Source organism: Bradyrhizobium sp. (assembly GCF_030697065.1).
In the GTDB taxonomy this organism is placed as follows: Bacteria; Pseudomonadota; Alphaproteobacteria; order Rhizobiales; family Xanthobacteraceae; genus Bradyrhizobium.
Window position 1 is genome coordinate 1 of the sequence record NZ_JAUYQU010000158.1, and the last position, 15,182, is coordinate 15,182.

At 63.6% G+C, this 15,182-nt stretch carries 17 protein-coding genes and 1 tRNA gene; 7 read left to right on the forward strand and 11 right to left on the reverse strand.

Going from position 1 to position 15,182, the window contains the following annotated elements; translation table 11 throughout:
- Window positions 1-179 (forward strand): ATP-binding protein (locus tag Q8R73_RS12250; RefSeq protein WP_305719825.1); only part of this gene is annotated, 179 nt, incomplete at its 5' end.
- A 21-nt stretch (window positions 180-200) separates the two neighbouring features.
- Here Q8R73_RS12250 and Q8R73_RS12255 read toward each other — a convergent pair.
- The 3 genes from Q8R73_RS12255 to Q8R73_RS12265 all read right to left on the reverse strand — a co-directional run bounded on the left by Q8R73_RS12255 (window position 201) and on the right by Q8R73_RS12265 (window position 2,818).
- On the reverse strand, window positions 201-1,790 hold the full coding sequence (locus Q8R73_RS12255) for a caspase family protein (RefSeq protein WP_305719809.1): 1,590 nt from the start codon (window positions 1,788-1,790) through the stop codon (window positions 201-203).
- Between the two features lie 105 nt (window positions 1,791-1,895).
- Window positions 1,896-2,243 (reverse strand): GrlR family regulatory protein, encoded by a 348-nt coding sequence (locus Q8R73_RS12260; RefSeq protein ID WP_305719810.1) that lies wholly within the window; start codon window positions 2,241-2,243, stop codon window positions 1,896-1,898.
- A 191-nt stretch (window positions 2,244-2,434) separates the two neighbouring features.
- Complete coding sequence (locus tag Q8R73_RS12265; protein WP_305719811.1) at window positions 2,435-2,818, reverse strand: VOC family protein; 384 nt, start codon at window positions 2,816-2,818, stop codon at window positions 2,435-2,437.
- Window positions 2,819-3,124: 306 nt separating this feature from the next.
- On the opposite strand from Q8R73_RS12265, the gene Q8R73_RS12270 reads away from it, so the two are divergent.
- Window positions 3,125-3,562 carry a hypothetical protein gene (locus Q8R73_RS12270; protein ID WP_305719812.1) on the forward strand — a complete coding sequence of 146 codons (438 nt, stop codon included), beginning with the start codon at window positions 3,125-3,127 and terminating at the stop codon, window positions 3,560-3,562.
- A 234-nt stretch (window positions 3,563-3,796) separates the two neighbouring features.
- Complete coding sequence (gene hflX / locus Q8R73_RS12275; protein WP_305719813.1) at window positions 3,797-5,149, forward strand: GTPase HflX; 1,353 nt, start codon at window positions 3,797-3,799, stop codon at window positions 5,147-5,149.
- A gap of 51 nt (window positions 5,150-5,200) precedes the next feature.
- Here the strand turns inward: hflX and Q8R73_RS12280 are convergent.
- Window positions 5,201-5,277, reverse strand: a tRNA-Arg gene (locus Q8R73_RS12280).
- Between the two features lie 287 nt (window positions 5,278-5,564).
- Between Q8R73_RS12280 and Q8R73_RS12285 the strand changes: the two genes are divergently transcribed.
- Window positions 5,565-5,726 (forward strand): DUF2934 domain-containing protein, encoded by a 162-nt coding sequence (locus tag Q8R73_RS12285; protein ID WP_305719814.1) that lies wholly within the window; start codon window positions 5,565-5,567, stop codon window positions 5,724-5,726.
- Between the two features lie 50 nt (window positions 5,727-5,776).
- Here Q8R73_RS12285 and Q8R73_RS12290 read toward each other — a convergent pair whose 3' ends face one another.
- A complete protein-coding gene (locus Q8R73_RS12290; protein ID WP_305719815.1) occupies window positions 5,777-5,983 on the reverse strand; it encodes a hypothetical protein in 207 nt (68 codons plus the stop codon).
- Window positions 5,984-6,400: 417 nt separating this feature from the next.
- On the opposite strand from Q8R73_RS12290, the gene Q8R73_RS12295 reads away from it, so the two are divergent.
- Entirely contained in the window at window positions 6,401-6,850 is a 450-nt protein-coding gene (locus Q8R73_RS12295) for a hypothetical protein (RefSeq protein ID WP_305719816.1), read from the forward strand.
- A gap of 5 nt (window positions 6,851-6,855) precedes the next feature.
- Here the strand turns inward: Q8R73_RS12295 and Q8R73_RS12300 are convergent, their stop codons facing one another.
- The 3 genes from Q8R73_RS12300 to Q8R73_RS12310 form a co-directional block, all read right to left on the reverse strand.
- Entirely contained in the window at window positions 6,856-7,764 is a 909-nt protein-coding gene (locus tag Q8R73_RS12300; protein ID WP_305719817.1) for a PhzF family phenazine biosynthesis protein, read from the reverse strand.
- Window positions 7,765-7,821: 57 nt separating this feature from the next.
- Window positions 7,822-8,835 carry a diguanylate cyclase gene (locus tag Q8R73_RS12305; RefSeq protein ID WP_305719818.1) on the reverse strand — a complete coding sequence of 338 codons (1,014 nt, stop codon included), beginning with the start codon at window positions 8,833-8,835 and terminating at the stop codon, window positions 7,822-7,824.
- A gap of 345 nt (window positions 8,836-9,180) precedes the next feature.
- Entirely contained in the window at window positions 9,181-10,308 is a 1,128-nt protein-coding gene (locus tag Q8R73_RS12310) for an S-(hydroxymethyl)glutathione dehydrogenase/class III alcohol dehydrogenase (RefSeq protein WP_305719819.1), read from the reverse strand.
- A gap of 96 nt (window positions 10,309-10,404) precedes the next feature.
- Here Q8R73_RS12310 and Q8R73_RS12315 point away from each other — a divergent pair, with 96 nt between their 5' ends.
- Window positions 10,405-11,277 carry a DMT family transporter gene (locus Q8R73_RS12315; RefSeq protein ID WP_305719820.1) on the forward strand — a complete coding sequence of 291 codons (873 nt, stop codon included), beginning with the start codon at window positions 10,405-10,407 and terminating at the stop codon, window positions 11,275-11,277.
- 64 nt (window positions 11,278-11,341) lie between these two features.
- Here the strand turns inward: Q8R73_RS12315 and Q8R73_RS12320 are convergent, their stop codons facing one another.
- The 3 genes from Q8R73_RS12320 to Q8R73_RS12330 all read right to left on the reverse strand — a co-directional run bounded on the left by Q8R73_RS12320 (window position 11,342) and on the right by Q8R73_RS12330 (window position 13,936).
- On the reverse strand, window positions 11,342-11,638 hold the full coding sequence (locus Q8R73_RS12320; protein WP_305719821.1) for a histone: 297 nt from the start codon (window positions 11,636-11,638) through the stop codon (window positions 11,342-11,344).
- Between the two features lie 74 nt (window positions 11,639-11,712).
- A complete protein-coding gene (locus tag Q8R73_RS12325; RefSeq protein ID WP_305719822.1) occupies window positions 11,713-13,167 on the reverse strand; it encodes a deoxyribodipyrimidine photo-lyase in 1,455 nt (484 codons plus the stop codon).
- 109 nt (window positions 13,168-13,276) lie between these two features.
- Complete coding sequence (locus Q8R73_RS12330) at window positions 13,277-13,936, reverse strand: peroxiredoxin (RefSeq protein ID WP_305719823.1); 660 nt, start codon at window positions 13,934-13,936, stop codon at window positions 13,277-13,279.
- A 375-nt stretch (window positions 13,937-14,311) separates the two neighbouring features.
- Here Q8R73_RS12330 and Q8R73_RS12335 point away from each other — a divergent pair, with 375 nt between their 5' ends.
- On the forward strand, window positions 14,312-14,893 hold the full coding sequence (locus tag Q8R73_RS12335) for a hypothetical protein (RefSeq protein WP_305719824.1): 582 nt from the start codon (window positions 14,312-14,314) through the stop codon (window positions 14,891-14,893).
- The last annotated feature ends 289 nt before the right edge of the window (window positions 14,894-15,182 follow it).

Genomic DNA, 15,182 nt, shown 5'->3' on the forward strand with positions numbered 1-15,182 from the left:
ATCCATTCTTCACCACCCGCCGCGACCAGGGCGGCACCGGACTCGGCCTGCATATCGTCTACAGCATCGTGACCAACCGGCTGGGCGGCCGGCTCGATCTCGATTCCGAACCCGGCGGCGGGACGAGGATCCAGATCATCCTGCCCCGGGTCGCGCCGCTGGAGCAGGCCGCGGAGTAAGCCTCGCCGGTGATCCCGGCTTCACCGCATCGTTTTGAAACCACCCGTCCGCGCCTGACCGAACGACCCGCGGAACTGTGGCGACGTCGCAAACCTTTGGTTGCTGCCGGTGTTCGCGATGCCTGCCTGTCCGCGATGGCCACCAATGCGAGGAGAGGAATGCGACGTTCGCTTCTCGACCCTGGTCAAGCCGCCCAGTTTCGAAGTCGGCCGCTCGCCAACCTTGCCAACGTTATTGCCGGGCAGATTGATGATCTTGCCAGTGCCGGCGCCGCTGTTTCCGAAGCCCGGTTTGGCGCCGGGAGACGGCAGCGTGACGATCTTTCCGCCGCCCTGCGGCAGGCCGTGCGGGCCGGGGTTGCGGCCGAAATTGTCCTTTGCGGGACCGAAGCCGCCGAACTTGATCGATGCCGGCGCGAGGATCCGCGTCGGCTGCGACAGCGGAATGATCCTCGGCTGCGCCGCCATCTTCAAGGCGCTTTGGGCATAGGGACCGTTGGAGAATTTTTCGTAGAACGATTGGTACGCGACGGGAGAATTGGTCTTTACCGCCGTGTGCCAGGCTTTCGCCTGCATCAGGTTGCCCAGCAAGATCCGGATGCGGTCGGTCATCGGGTCGTGCGGGTAGATCCGGATGAACTCCTGATAATTCTCGATGGAGTTTTCAGCCACTACGTATTCATAGGCCTGGCGGGAGGAACGGGACGGAAGGTCGCTTGCCGCATAAGCCATTTTCGTCTGCGCCGGGGCTCTGGTGGCCGCGACGGCGGTATCGCCGAAGAAATAGAAATCGCTGGTCAGCGACGAACTTTCCCACGGAGTCTGCCGGCCTTCGGTCGAATTGCCGACGTCGAGACGAATGCGCTTGAACAGCTGCTCGATGGGAAGATTTTTCTCGTTCGCCAGCCGCAGGAACGCCGACGTAAACGGACTATGGTCGCCGGTGCCGTCCAGTGCTTCGGTGCCCGGTGCGGTCGAATAGGCCACGATCGAGCCCTTCGGCGCGTCGACGATGGCAAGGCCGCGTCCGGCGTCGTTGAGCGAGGGGAACGGATTGTTTCGGCAGGCGTCGAGAATGACGATGCGCACCCGGCTCGGAATCGTCTCCAGCGTCGCCATCACGTCGACCAGCCGGAGCGAGCCGTTGACGAGGTCAGGCTCGGACGAGACTTTTGCGTCGACCGGTATCAGATAGTTTTCGCCCGCCAGCTGCACGCCGTGGCCGGCATAATATACCATCGCCACCGTATTCGGGCCGCGCCCGGCAATCCTGCCGGAGAATTCCTGGACCGCCTCGATCATCTGGTTGTGGTTGAGATCGGTTGCGGAGATCACCTCGAAGCCGGCGGAGTTCAGCAGCTGGGCGACCGCCCTGGTATCGTTGCCGGGATTGGCGAGCTGGACCGTGTTCTGATATTTCGCATTGCCGATCACCAGCGCGATGCGCTGCTCCGGTCCGGTGAGAGCGAGGGAGGTGCCGACGCTGGCCGGCTTCTCGGTCGCGGGCGTCGTCTGGGCCTGCGCGGATCGCATCGACCCGGGGGCCAGCAAACCGGCGGAGAAACCGATTAATAGAAAGGCGCGGAGCAAGGTGGCCCTGAACGGCGGCATGGCATTCTCCCACAGGAAATCTCGACGTGAGATTGATTGCGGGCAACCTAGGGGGCGGTCGGCTCGAGGTATGTGATCTTTGTCACGGCCGGGAACGGTGCAACCCTAATCGATGTCGGCAAGCTTGTGCAGCGTGGCGCCGAAAATCTGGCTGGCCTTTCCGACCAGCGCGGTGCCGTTCATGATGCCGCGGGTATCGGTGAAGGTGCCGGAGACGCCGATGCCGACCGGATTCGGCCCGCCGAACAGCGGACTGGCGTCGGGGCTGGAGGTGTGACGCTGGACCAGGACTTCGCCCTTGAAAGTATCGTCCTTCACCAGGTAGCTGCCGGTGTAATACAAATAAGCATCGCCGCCGTGGATCTTGCCATCCCGGAACATGATCACGCCGCTGCCCTTGCCCGAACGGCCATCCTGCAGGCTGACGTGGATCGAATACAGTCCGTTCTTCATGATGCCCCGGTGCCGGACGTCCGTGGCCCCCGGAAGTCGGCAGTTCCGTTATGCCAAAGCAAGGCACGCAGCGTCAACGCGCGGCTTGCCAAGCGGCCACCATCCCCGGCCACGATCTCCGGGGCGATCCCTCCCTTTCTGCCAAATTCCGGACCCCGGACGAACCAGGAGCGCGTGGGTGCCGCGCGTGGCTACGTGTATCTTTGGTCGCGCTCCAGCAGTTCGATCGAGATGCCTTGCGGCCCGCGGATGAAGCAGATGCGGACACCCGGCCGCAGCGTGGTCGGCTCCCTCGTGAATTCGACACCCTTGGCCTTGAGTTCGGCGGCCACCGCATCGATGTCCTTCACCGCCAGCCCGAAATGGTCGAGCCCCTGATAGGGCGTCACCGGGGGGCCGTTGACGCCATCGCCTTCCGTAACCGGCGCGATGAATATGTTGGCACCGCCGAGCTTGACGTCGATTCGCCTGGGGCCGCGAACGATCTCGCCGCCGAGAATATCCTCAAGCCAGGCCGCGGTAGCCTCGGGATCCGGACTGCGCAAATGGACATGATCCCAGGTGACGATCGGCATCGTTGCTCCCCCTTGTTGTGCGCCATCCGCCGGCGCGCCGTCATTTCTAGCCACCGCATGCCGTTAATGCCATCCCCCTCAATTTCGACCAGGCTGCCGCATCCGGCGACCCGCGGCCTCAGACATGCCCGCTGATGACGGCCAGCCCGGCCTGGCCTCCGTTCACGATTAGTTAACCGCTTCGGAAAACTGCTGCCCCTGATTGAACCCCCTGCGGCGACCTCCGAACTAATCGGCAGGAACAAAACGCGTCATCACCGGTTGAGCGAGTGATCCGTGCGTCTGCGCGGATGGAGCGGTCCAGAAATGCCGATAGTGCGATACTTTATCTTTGTCGGCGGGGTGCTGCTTGCCCTGCTGTTCGGCGTCGACGCCTTCGCGCCGAAGGAGCCGACAGGGAACTCAGCCGCCGCCGCGCTCACATCGTCCGCCGGGAATCCCACGCTCAGGATTAGCTCTGACCGGAAATGGCCCGAGCGCGTCGTCTACGACACCAGCCTTCCCACCATCGTTCCTCCGACGGTCGAGATTGCCGCCGCTGCCCTCGTCCCCGAGCCGGTTGCGGAGATGAAAGCGCGTGTGCGCGAATCCTTTGCCCAGTTCAAGCCGGGCGACGATCCGAAGCCGGAGGCCAAGCCGCTGCCGAAACGCAAGGTCGCCAAAGCTCGGTCTGCGCCCCCGCATCAGCCGATGATGCGCGTCGCACAGCAACCTCAATTCGGTTTCTTCGGCAGCATTTGGTAGGCCCTTGGGCCGGGCCACTCTGGCCGGAGCCGCCTGCGATCGTTCACTGCGCGGCCACGTAAACGCGCCGCACTGCGGTTGCGCGCCTGGCGGCTATTGCGGATCAATGCCAGACATGGGCAAGACATGAGCGGCGGCGGGTCGCTCCGGATTCGCTTGTTTTGCCGGTCGCCGTCGCCACGGCAAATCGCCGAGTGACAAGAACGGGGAGCGCGCCGGAGCCGGCGCCGCATCATGGAAACCAAACCGCCTGTTCCGCGCGCGATCCTGGTCGGCGTCCAGCTCCCTGGCGTCGATGATGTCATGCATGCCGCGAGCCTCGCAGAACTCGGCCGTCTGGTGAAGACGCTCGGTTACGAGGTCGTCGGCACGGTGTCGCAGAAGCGCGACGAGATTGGCGGCGCCACGGTGCTCGGCAAGGGACGTCTGGAGGAACTGGCTGACATGACCGGTGGGACCGGCGTCGTCGAATCGATGGCCCCCGCCCGCAAGTCAAAGGCCCGCGAGCGCTTCGATGACACCGGCGACAGCAAGGCCGCGATGACGTCCGCCGAACCCGATCCGCAGCGGCGGCCGGAATTCGTGATCGTCGATCACGAAATATCGCCAAGCCAGGCCCGCAACCTCGAGCGGGCCACCGGCGCGCAGGTGCTCGATCGCACCGGCGTGATCGTCGAGATATTTCATCGCCATGCGCATAGCCGCGAGGCCCAGCTGCAGGTCGAGATCGCGCGGCTGAAATATGTCTCGCCGCGGCTGCGCGAATCGTCGGGTGGCGGGGGAAGACAGCAGGGACCCGGCGCCGGCGAGTCCGACCTTGAGGTCGATCGGCGCAAGGTCCGCGACCGTCTCGCGGAACTGAAAGAGCAACTGGAGAATATCCAGCGCGACAGCGATGAGCGCCGGTCCGCCCGGCGCGACCAGCTCCGCGTCGCGCTGGTCGGCTACACCAATGCAGGCAAGTCGTCGCTGATGCGCGCGCTCACGGGCAGCGAAGTGCTGGTCGAGGACAAGCTGTTCGCAACGCTGGACACCACGGTGCGCGCGCTGCAGCCGGAGAACCGGCCGCTCGTGCTGGTCTCGGACACAGTCGGCTTCATCAAGAAGCTGCCGCACGATCTGGTCGCCTCGTTCCGTTCCACGCTCGCCGAAGCGCTGGAAGCCTCGCTGCTGCTGTTCGTCGTCGACGCCTCCGATCCGACTTACGAATCGCAGCTCGAGGTGAGCCGCAGCGTGCTCAAGGAGATCGGCGCGGACACCGTGCCGTCGCGGCTGCTGCTGAACAAGATTGACCGCGTCGGCGAGCAAGATCGCGCCGCGCTGCGCGCCAAACATCCCGACGCTATCCTGCTCTCCGCTGCGTCGGCGCAGGACGTGGCCGCCCTGCGCGAATCCATCATCTCGTTCTTCGAGGCGTCGATGGTGGAGGACCAGCTGATACTGCCCTACGCGAAGCAGGGACTGCTCAGCGACGTCTACGAGAACGCCCGCGTGCTCTCCGAGGATTACGACGCCACTGGCCGGATCCTCAGGGTCCGCGGGCTGCCGGCCGCGATCGCGCGGCTGCGGAGGGCGCTGGCGGGGTAGAGGGCTTTTCGTGACGGCGGGGAGCCATTGGTCGGGCATTCAGCAGACAAATGGCGCGCTCGGAGAGATTCGAACTCCCGGCCCTCGGAATCGAAATCCGATGCTCTATCCAGCTGAGCTACGAGCGCAATGTTTTCAATGCGTTAACGACAGGTTCCGGTTTCCTGGATCTTGCCTGAACGCTGAAAACGGGTGCGGAACACCTTTCGACGGCTCCGATTACCAGACTTGGCCGAGGAGGGCCATCCCGCCTTGCGGCGTCCTGGCAGAGGAGTTTTCGGTCCGGAACAAGAAAGAAAAAACGGACTTTCCTTAGCGGGCTGCGTTTCTCAGGACGGGGCCTGCACAGCCTGCCGTCTATCGTAACCTCCAAGGCGCGGCGGGCTGTGCTTCTCATTCCGCAAAAGGAACTGCAATGGAACAGCCGACCAAAGAGCAGATCATCCACCGCGCCTACGAGCTTTGGGAGCAGGCTGGCAAGCCCGAGGGCAGGGACGATGAGTTTTATCACCTCGCCGAACAGGAATTACGCAACGCCGACAAATCCTCGACGTTGCGCACACCCGACTCACTCTGATCGAAGTTTCGCTGGCCGTGAAGCACGCGGCCAATCCGCAGAACGCCGCCTCACACGGACGAAGAATGTCGCTCGGAATTGTTGATCGCGATGCGGACCGGCGGCATCTGGCCATCAAGCCAGTCCTGCTCGGTCGCGAGGGCTCGCCAGGCTGCCTCCATTCGCTGGTAGCGCTTGTGGCTGGGCTCGTCCGGCGCGCGCTCGGCCATGCGCGCGCAGTTCTCGGCGTTCTCAAGGAAATGGTTAGACTGCTTCATGGATGCCTCCCGTTTCAAGGGACATAGGAGGCGGGTTACCCGTTCGCAACGGAACGGATAATGACACTTTATCCACGCTCATGAATGACCGTTCAGGCTGTCTAGTCGTACACAAAAGCTGAAGCGATCCAGAGTTTTGTAGCCAGCATAGGCCAGCGATTGTCACATGGATGGGGGGATTTGGCCGCAGCAGGCGCTGCGCTTTACAAGGCTTGACGCCTGCGAAGGGCGAGGAAAAGCCGTATTTCGTCACTTTTTCGGCCCCACCCAGCGCCGGATGCGGGAAAATCGCCTTCGGATGCCCCTTTTTTGCCCTTTCTTGATGCTTAACGAAATTCCAACATAGTATCGCCAGAGTGCTGCCGAAGGTCCGTCGAGGGTCGTTTCTACCTCCAACAAACCGGTTTCCATCGATCCATGCGCATCACATTACTGCCCCTGCTGTTGCTCTCGCTGCTCGCCGCGTCGCCGGCGCAGGCCGATCTGCGCATCACCAGGGATCACGGCGGCTATGTTACCGAATACAAGGCGAAGTACGAGCGCATCCGCGATCGCAAGGAGCGCGTCATCATCGACGGCATCTGCAATTCGGCCTGCACCATGGTGTTCGGCATCGTGCCGATGAACAAGGTCTGCGTGACGCCCCGCGCCAGCCTCGGTTTCCATCAGGCCTATTACGACAAGGCGTTTACCTTCGGCATCAAGGTCACCAGTTCGGAAGGAACGTCCGACCTGATGTCCTATTACCCGCGGCCGGTGAAGGACTGGATCCAGCGCAATGGCGGGCTGACGACCGAGATGAAGAAGATCAGGAACGGCAAGGATCTGTGGAAGATCGTCGATCCCTGTCCGGAAGAGTTCTTCTGACCCGCTCAGGCCAGATCGATCGTGCCTGACATCACCGGCACGCAGCGACCGCCGATATAGGTCGCGATAACCGTGCCGTTTTTCTTTTCCGCCTCCGCCTGCAGGATGCTCGGCCTTCCCATCTCGACGCCCTGTGCGATCGTCTTCGACAAGGCGAGGTTGGCTTCCGGGCGCAGGTGGGCAAGCAGGCCGATCAGCGCGACGTTGGCGGCGCCGGTCGCCGGATCCTCGGGAATGTTGAGGTGCGGCGCGAACATCCGGGTCCGGATATCGATATCGCTTTCATGGACCTGGCTGTAGAGCAGGATGCTGACGGCCGGCTGCTTGCTGACTTCGTGGCGGAACACATCGCCGTTCGGGCTCGCCCCGATCAGCGCGGTGCGGCTCTTCAGTTCGGCGAGTATGAACGGGGCGCCGCAGGACGCGATGCGCGGGCGGTGATGGATGGTCTCGATATCGGCGAGCGAAACTCCGCAGGCCGATGCCACCAGTTCGCCCGCAACCTCCGCGCCGACCGAGAGCGGCTGCGGGGAGGCGAGTCTCGAACCCGCCACGGACCTGCCATCCCGCAAGATATCGATCGGAACCAGCCCGGCCTTTTCCTCGAAGATGACGCGGTCGCCGCCGACGGGCCGGCCGTAGCTGGAGCCTGCGCGGGCCAGCACGAAGGCGGTGCCGACATTGGGATGGCCGGCGAACGGCATCTCGCTGCGCGGGGTGAAAATCCGGACTTCGGCCGTATGCGCGGCGTCCCGGGGCGGCAGCACGAAGGTGGTCTCCGCCAGATTGAACTCGGCGGCGATCGCCTGCATCTGCCCGGTCGACAGTCCCTCGGCGTTCAGGACGACGGCAAGCGGATTGCCCACGAACTGCGTGCCGGTGAACACGTCGACGGTCTGGAATTGCAGGCGCATCTCTCACGATCCCCGCCGGGGTTGCCACGCCTCGTCGGCTGACCGATCCGGCGAGGTTCAAGCCGAAATGCGATTCCGGCCAGCTTTCTTCGCAGCATACATCAACTTGTCCGCGCGCTCGATAGTGTCGGTGATGTTCTCGCCGGGCGTTGCGGCACATGCGCCGATGCTGACGGTGACAACAGCGCCGGTCCCGAGACCGGGATGGGGAATTTGCAGGTCGCTTACCGCACTGCGCAAACGCTCGGCGACGGCGAGGGCTTCAGACGGATCCGCGGCCGGAAGTATCACGACGAACTCCTCCCCGCCGTACCGGACGACGATATCATCCGGTGACCGGAGGGCGCTTCGTATCGCCGCGGCGACCTGTTGCAGGCACCGGTCGCCTTCCGCGTGTCCGCCCAGATCATTGAACAGCTTGAAGTGGTCGACATCGATCATCAATACGCCGCTGCTGAGCGATGGCACGATGGAGGTGGACCTGCTGTCGGAGAATATTTCGAGGTAGCGCCGGTTGAAGGTACCCGTCAACGCGTCGGTACTGGAGAGCTGCGACAGCCTGTCATTGGCCTTGCGAAGCTCGGCGGCCCGCCTCGCATCGATGCGGCGCATCAGCAGAATCTCGTTCATCTGGATGCCCCTTTCCCAGCGGACATACAGCGCCAGGATGGCAATGAGAATGTTGGACCCGACCAGATCCAGATTGACCATCCCCGGCGGAAACTGCAGCGCGCTCGCGACGATCAACGTATAGGCCGCGGTCGAGACGAACGTCATGATCTGCGTAGCGCGCCAGGGCAGGGCCGCAAATACCGTGGCGGCGAAGATGGTGAACTGTCCTGCCATCAGATAGCGGCTGGCAAACGGCTCCGGCGCCAATTGCCCGATGATCGCCGTTGTCGCGACCAGCGACACGGTCGCGCAGGCGCTCGCCGCGGTCTGCAAACGGTGATTGTCCGACCAGCGGTTGATGCAAAATGCGAGCAGCACAAGAGGTGTGACAACCAGCAGCCGCAGAATAACCGCGGTCGAAAAGCTGTCACCCAGGCTGTGCAGGTCGATGGTAAGCATTGACAGGTTTGCGACCGCTATCGCCACCAGCCACCGAAATTGACGGCTGGGCCGGGCGATGCGCGGGGTGTCCGTCCGTGGATCCCAGCATTCGACGTCGCCCTGACGGCCCTGCGATTGCGCAGGTTCGTCCGGAGCGCGTCGATCGTTCGGGGGGGGCATCGGTTGCTACCATCGTCGGATATCTGCCAACGACATGCGACGACATTTGCTAAGGCATGGTGATCGGCGCGCACTCTTGCGTGTTATGACTAATGGCTGGTGCGCGCGCTCCCTGCGCATCCGTATTTTCACGGAACAGGCGACCGATCGGATCTGGCTTGTACCCTGCCGCCGTGCTGAATCTCAGAACGTCACCACGCCGCGGATGGATTCACCGCGCTTCATCAGTTCGAAAGCGTTGTTGATCTCGGCCAGCGGCATCACATGGGTGATCATCGGATCGATCTCGATCTTGCCCTGCATGTACCAGTCGACGATCTTGGGCACATCGGTACGTCCGCGCGCGCCGCCGAAGGCGGTGCCTTTCCAGACCCGGCCGGTCACCAGCTGGAACGGGCGGGTTGAAATCTCCGCGCCCGAGGGGGCCACGCCGATCACGATCGACTGGCCCCAGCCGCGATGGCAGGCTTCCAGCGCCTGCCGCATGACGGTGACATTGCCGGTACAATCGAAGGTGTAATCGGCACCGCCGATCTGGTCCGCACCCGATTTGGTCATGTCGACGAGGTGCGGGACGAGATCCTTGCCGAGTTCTTTCGGGTTGACGAAATGGGTCATGCCGAAACGTTCGCCCCAGGCCTTGCGGTCGTTGTTGATGTCGACCCCGATGATCATGTCGGCTCCGGCCAGCCGCAGTCCCTGCAGCACGTTGAGCCCGATGCCGCCGAGCCCGAACACGATCGCCTTGGCGCCTTGCTCGACCTTGGCGGTGTTGATGACCGCACCGATCCCGGTGGTGACGCCGCAGCCGATGTAGCAGACCTTGTCGAACGGCGCATCCTCGCGGATTTTTGCCACCGCGATTTCCGGCAGCACCGTGTAGTTCGCGAAGGTCGAGGTGCCCATGTAGTGATGGATCGGCTTGCCGCCGATGGAAAAGCGGGATGTGCCGTCGGGCATCAGGCCCTGGCCCTGGGTAGCGCGGATCGCGGTGCAAAGATTGGTCTTGCGCGACAGGCATGACGGACATTGCCGGCATTCAGGCGTATACAGCGGAATGACGTGATCGCCCTTCTTCACGCTGGTGACGCCGCGGCCGATGTCGACCACGACGCCTGCGCCCTCATGGCCGAGAATCGCGGGGAACAGGCCTTCGGGATCGGCGCCGGACAGCGTGAATTCGTCGGTGTGGCACACCCCGGTCGCCTTGATCTCGACCAGCACCTCACCCTCGCGCGGGCCCTCGAGTTGCACGGTGGTGATTTCCAGCGGCTTGCCGGCAGCGACGGCGACGGCGGCGCGAACATCCATGGTATTCCCTATCTCTTCGATCTGCGTTTTGCGGCGAGCGGACCCGCGGGATTTGCGATTGCCCGATAGTATATGTTCAGGCAATCAGGCGTGCAAATGAACAGGGATCTGGAAAATTTGGCCGCGCGCGCGGCACCGGCCATTTTTGTCCTGCTCTGGAGCACCGGCTTTATCGCCACCAAATACGTCCTGCACAACGCCGAGCCGCTGACCTATCTGGCGATCCGGATGGCACTGGTGGTCGGGTTGATGGCGATCATCGTCGCGGTTGCGCGCCCGGTGTGGCCCAACCGCGCGCAGATCGGCCACAGCATCATCGCCGGCGTTCTGGTGCATGGGTTCTATCTCGCCGGCACCGCGGTCGCGATTTCGCTTTCGATTCCGGCCGGGCTTTCGGCACTGATCCCGGGTCTGCAACCGATCCTGACCTCGACCCTGGCAAGTCGCTGGCTCGGTGAGCGCGTCACGCCGCTGCAATGGACCGGGTTGCTGCTCGGGCTCGCCGGCGTGGTGCTGATCCTGCACGATCGGCCGATGGGCGGGGAGGCCGGCTGGGGCTGGCTGGCCTCGGGCGTGTCGCTGGTCAGCATCACCGTCGGCACGCTGTACCAGCGGCGCTATTGCGGCAGTATCGACTGGCGTTCGGGCAATCTCGTGCAGTACGTCGCGGTGACGGTGTTGTTCGGCGTGGCCGCATGGCTGTTCGAGAGCAATGTGGTGCAGTGGACCAGCGAATTCGTGTTGTCGCTGGTCTGGCTCGCGGTGGTGCTGTCGATCGGGTCGATCGGGCTGTTGTACTGGTTGATCCGGCGCAAGGCTGCGACTTCGGTGGCGAGCCTGTTCTATCTGGTGCCGGCGGTGACGGCTGTCATGGCCTATGTTCTGTTCGACGAACGGCTCGATAGCATCGCCATGACAGGCATGGTGGTATGCGCGGCCGCGGTGTTTGTGGTCAACCGGCGGGCGTAGACGGGAAACAAAAGAGCCCCCGGGTTTTCACCCAGAGGGCTTGGGAGCGCGATGCCGGAGGCGATCAGCGCTTCGACTTCCTGGCTTTCTTTTTCTTCTTTGCGGTTTTCTTCGCGGTTTTCTTGACGGCCTTTTTAGCCGACTTTTTCACGGCCGATTTCTTGCCAGCCTTTTTTCCGGCCTTTTTCGGCTTCTTCGTCTTCCTGGTCTTCTTGGCCTTCTTCGGCGCCGCCTTGGACACGGCTTTCCTGGCTACTTTCCTGACCTTCTTCACCACCGTCCTGGCGGCATCCGCGGTCGCCGTTGCGGCACCGCTCATCGCATCCGTCACTTGTTCGAGAACCGGTTTATCGTCGTCCATCTCGTCCCCCAGTGTTGTCGAGGCGATAACGATAGCCGGATTCGCAAATGTGCAAAGCGGACGGCACGAAGTGTTCAACCTTGGCGGGTTTTCGCGTATGCCTCGAGCGCGCGCTCGCGCCCTCGTTTGTGGTCGACGATCGGTTGCGGATAGGTGGTCCCGAGTTCGACGCCCGCACTTTTGAGTTCGATCGGCGTGGCACGCCAGGGCTGGTGGATCAGGCCCGCCGGCAATTGCCCGAGTTCGGGCACCCAGCGCCGGACATACGCGCCATCGGGATCGAATTTTTCGCCCTGCAGGATCGGGTTGAACACGCGGAAATAGGGCGCGGCATCGGCGCCGGAGCCGGCCACCCATTGCCAGTTGGCCGGATTGCTGCCGGCGTCGGCATCGACCAGCGTGTCCCAGAACCACTTCTCGCCCTCGCGCCAGTCGATCAGAAGATGCTTGACCAGGAACGATGCCGCCACCATCCGCACCCGGTTGTGCATCACGCCGGTGTGCCAGAGCTGGCGCATCCCGGCATCGACGATGGGATAGCCGGTCAGGCCGCGCTGCCACGCCTGCAGCGCACTGTCGTCGCCCCTCCACGGAAACGCGTCGAACGAAGGCTGCAGATTGCGATCGGCAAGGTCAGGCAGGTCGAACAACAGATGCCGGCAGAATTCGCGCCAGCCTACCTCGCTCAGGAACTTGTCGATATCGCCGGTCAGAGCCGGCTGCCCGGCCGCAGCAAACCGCGCGGCGTGCCAGACCTGCCGGGGACCGATCTCGCCAAAGCGCAGATGCGGCGACAGCCCCGACGTGCCGTCGCGATCCGGGCGGTCGCGCTGGCTGGAATAGCCGGCCACGCCGGCTTCGAGAAATGTGGTGAGCCGGGCCTGCGCCGACCTCTCGCCCGGCTTCCAGGTCTGGCGCAGGCCGCCGGCCCAGTCGGGACGGAGCGGCTCGAGGCGCCATGTCTCGAGCCGGTCGCTCGCGACCTCGGAGGCAGGTGCAAGCGCCGTCGGAGCCGGCAGCGGCCTTGGCGGATCGCCTGACGCCTGCACCCGCCGCCAGAACGGCGTGAATACCCGCAAGCCCCGCCCATCCTTGGTACGGATGGATAGCGGCGTCGCCAGCAGGTCGCCTGGAAAACCTTGCGAGCCGACGTCGATCGCCAGCAGCGCGGCGGCGACCTGTTCGGCCACGGCCTGCTGCGGCGCCTGCGCGATCTCGCTCCAAAACACCGCCTCGGCGCCGGTCTCCCGCGCCAGCTCGGCAATCACCTTTGCCGCGGGTCCCCGTCGCAGCACCAGCCTTGAGCCCACCGATGTCAGGCTTGCCTGCAAGGCCCTGAGCGACTGCGCCAGCCACCAGCGCGCGGCGCCGCCCAGCGGGCGCAGTTGCGCATTGCTGGTTTCATCGTGGACGTAGAGGCAAATCACCGGCGCGCCGGTCAGAGCGGCGGCGTGCAGGGCAGGGTGGTCGGACAGGCGGAGATCGTCGCGAAACCAGACGATGCGGGGGGAAACGGATTTGGCGGCCATCGGATGAAACTCGGAAGTTGCCTGTTGGGTCCGCGTGTAGCTTGCGCCGGCCCGAAAAACAAAAGGGGATGCGCGACGCATCCCCTTTCACTGGCGGATTCGCCGCCGGCTACTTCGGCTGCGGCACGATCCGGATATAGGGTTTGGGGGATTTCCAGCCCTGCGGATAGATCGTCCTGGCCTCGTCATCGGTGACGGAGCCTGCGATGATGACATCCTCGCCCTGTTTCCAGTCGGCCGGCGTCGCGACGCGATGCCTGGCGGTCATCTGCAGTGAATCGATCACGCGCAGGATCTCCTGGAAATTTCGTCCGGTCGTCATCGGATAGACCAGCACCAGTTTGATCTTCTTGTCCGGCCCGATCACGAAGACGTTGCGGACCGTCTGGTTGTCGGCGGCGGTGCGCGTCGCCGGATCGCCTGACGTCGAGGCCGGCAACATGTCGTAGAGCTTCGAAACGTTGAAATCGGTATCGCCGATCATCGGATAATTCGGCGCGGCACCCTGGGTTTCCCGGATGTCCTCGGACCATTTCGAGTGCCGGTCGACGGGGTCGACGCTGAGCCCCATCAGTTTGACGCCGCGCTTGTCGAATTCCGGCTTCAACTTGGCCAGTGCGCCGAGTTCAGTGGTGCAGACCGGGGTGAAATCCTTCGGATGCGAGAACAGGAGCGCCCAGCTGCTGCCGATCCAGTCATGGAACCTGATTTTTCCCTCGGTGGTTTCAGCCTCGAAATCCGGGGCGGCAGCGCCAATCTGGAGAGCCATCTTACGACCTCATGTCATTCAAGTTACAGGTGAATTCGTCCTTGCCACTATACCGGGCGCCGGCTCTCAAGTGAACGGGCGCGCGGCAAAAGGGTCAATCCTTCTCCACCGGGTGGAACCGGTAGCATCTTGTTGCTATCCGCGGCTGTGCAACGAAAGAACTCGCTGGCCGGTCGCGCCTGGACCGCCCCGATATTGCCTTTTATCGCGCCCAACACGGCTGCCCCGGTTGCGATCCGGCAAACCATGACGGAGGTCACAGCGACTAATTGGCAACAATAAAAAATCTTCAGGATCCGATTTCTGATTCGTTAACCGCTCGTTTACACCGGCATGAAAATGCTGAACCAGAACAAGAAAATGAGAAGTGAACCTATGTCTGCCTCTGACGCCATGCTTGCCGACCGTATCGGCGCCCTCGAGCCGTCCAGGATCTCCTGCCGCGACAGCGCAGCCCTTGCCCTCACCGTCGTGCGCGATGGGGTGATCACCGGCGAGGGACCCACCACCCGGGGCCGTGTCCATTTTTCCCGCGCGCTGGATGCCGATGACGCCGCCTGGTGCGCGCGCATCCTGACCGCGACCGCCGTCGAGCATCAGCCGGTTAGCCGCGCCGAAGCCGAAGCGCTGTTCGAGATCAACGATGCTGCCGCCGAGCGCAGCGATGAGGGCGTTTTCGACGATTTGCTTGCCAAGGCGGTGGTGCACCATGCGGCCTCCGCGTCGGGCCTGCCGGTTCCGCCGCGCACCGTCGCGCTGTCGCCGGACACGGCGATCGAAAGCTGGGCGCCAACCCAGGCCATCGGCGTCGATGTCGCCGTGCTGCAGTGGCTGGCCAGCCAGATGCGCGGCCGGCGTCGCAGCAACCGGACCCTGATGAGGATGGTCGCCACCATCGTCGGTGCGGCGATGCTGCCACTGGTACAACTGCCGAACGTGTTCGACATCGGGATGTAAGCGCGCCCTTTGGCGCCGGACGGAACCAGCGGTGCGCGAAAGCGCCGACCCGTTGGCGGGTGATGACAGTCGTGGGGATGTGCAAACACGGCTACTCTATCTCGCGGCGCGTTTCGCCCGAGGTTTGCTCTCAATTTCCCGCCCTCTCCAATCAGAGGGCGCGGGGAATGCCGGGCGCCCGATGCGCCCGATAGCCACGTGTGCTATGGGGTAGTGGTAGATGCACACGTGTTGTCAGGTCACACCGGAATCACCCGGCACTCCCCGCGCGATGGTTTTTGCTTATACG

Bases quoted from the DNA above. Each gene is read 5' to 3' on its own strand.
- Q8R73_RS12310 (WP_305719819.1), bottom strand. From the start codon at position 10,308: ATGGATGTTCGCGCCGCCGTCGCCGTCGCTGCCGGCAAGCCGCTGGAA.
- Q8R73_RS12335 (WP_305719824.1), top strand. From the start codon at position 14,312: ATGTCTGCCTCTGACGCCATGCTTGCCGACCGTATCGGCGCCCTCGAG.
- Q8R73_RS12330 (WP_305719823.1), bottom strand. From the start codon at position 13,936: ATGGCTCTCCAGATTGGCGCTGCCGCCCCGGATTTCGAGGCTGAAACC.
- Q8R73_RS12265 (WP_305719811.1), bottom strand. From the start codon at position 2,818: ATGCCGATCGTCACCTGGGATCATGTCCATTTGCGCAGTCCGGATCCC.
- Q8R73_RS12260 (WP_305719810.1), bottom strand. From the start codon at position 2,243: ATGAAGAACGGACTGTATTCGATCCACGTCAGCCTGCAGGATGGCCGT.
- Q8R73_RS12270 (WP_305719812.1), top strand. From the start codon at position 3,125: ATGCCGATAGTGCGATACTTTATCTTTGTCGGCGGGGTGCTGCTTGCC.
- Q8R73_RS12320 (WP_305719821.1), bottom strand. From the start codon at position 11,638: ATGGACGACGATAAACCGGTTCTCGAACAAGTGACGGATGCGATGAGC.
- Q8R73_RS12295 (WP_305719816.1), top strand. From the start codon at position 6,401: ATGCGCATCACATTACTGCCCCTGCTGTTGCTCTCGCTGCTCGCCGCG.
- Q8R73_RS12290 (WP_305719815.1), bottom strand. From the start codon at position 5,983: ATGAAGCAGTCTAACCATTTCCTTGAGAACGCCGAGAACTGCGCGCGC.
- Q8R73_RS12325 (WP_305719822.1), bottom strand. From the start codon at position 13,167: ATGGCCGCCAAATCCGTTTCCCCCCGCATCGTCTGGTTTCGCGACGAT.
- Q8R73_RS12305 (WP_305719818.1), bottom strand. From the start codon at position 8,835: ATGCTTACCATCGACCTGCACAGCCTGGGTGACAGCTTTTCGACCGCG.
- Q8R73_RS12255 (WP_305719809.1), bottom strand. From the start codon at position 1,790: ATGCCGCCGTTCAGGGCCACCTTGCTCCGCGCCTTTCTATTAATCGGT.
- hflX (WP_305719813.1), top strand. From the start codon at position 3,797: ATGGAAACCAAACCGCCTGTTCCGCGCGCGATCCTGGTCGGCGTCCAG.
- Q8R73_RS12285 (WP_305719814.1), top strand. From the start codon at position 5,565: ATGGAACAGCCGACCAAAGAGCAGATCATCCACCGCGCCTACGAGCTT.
- Q8R73_RS12300 (WP_305719817.1), bottom strand. From the start codon at position 7,764: ATGCGCCTGCAATTCCAGACCGTCGACGTGTTCACCGGCACGCAGTTC.
- Q8R73_RS12315 (WP_305719820.1), top strand. From the start codon at position 10,405: ATGAACAGGGATCTGGAAAATTTGGCCGCGCGCGCGGCACCGGCCATT.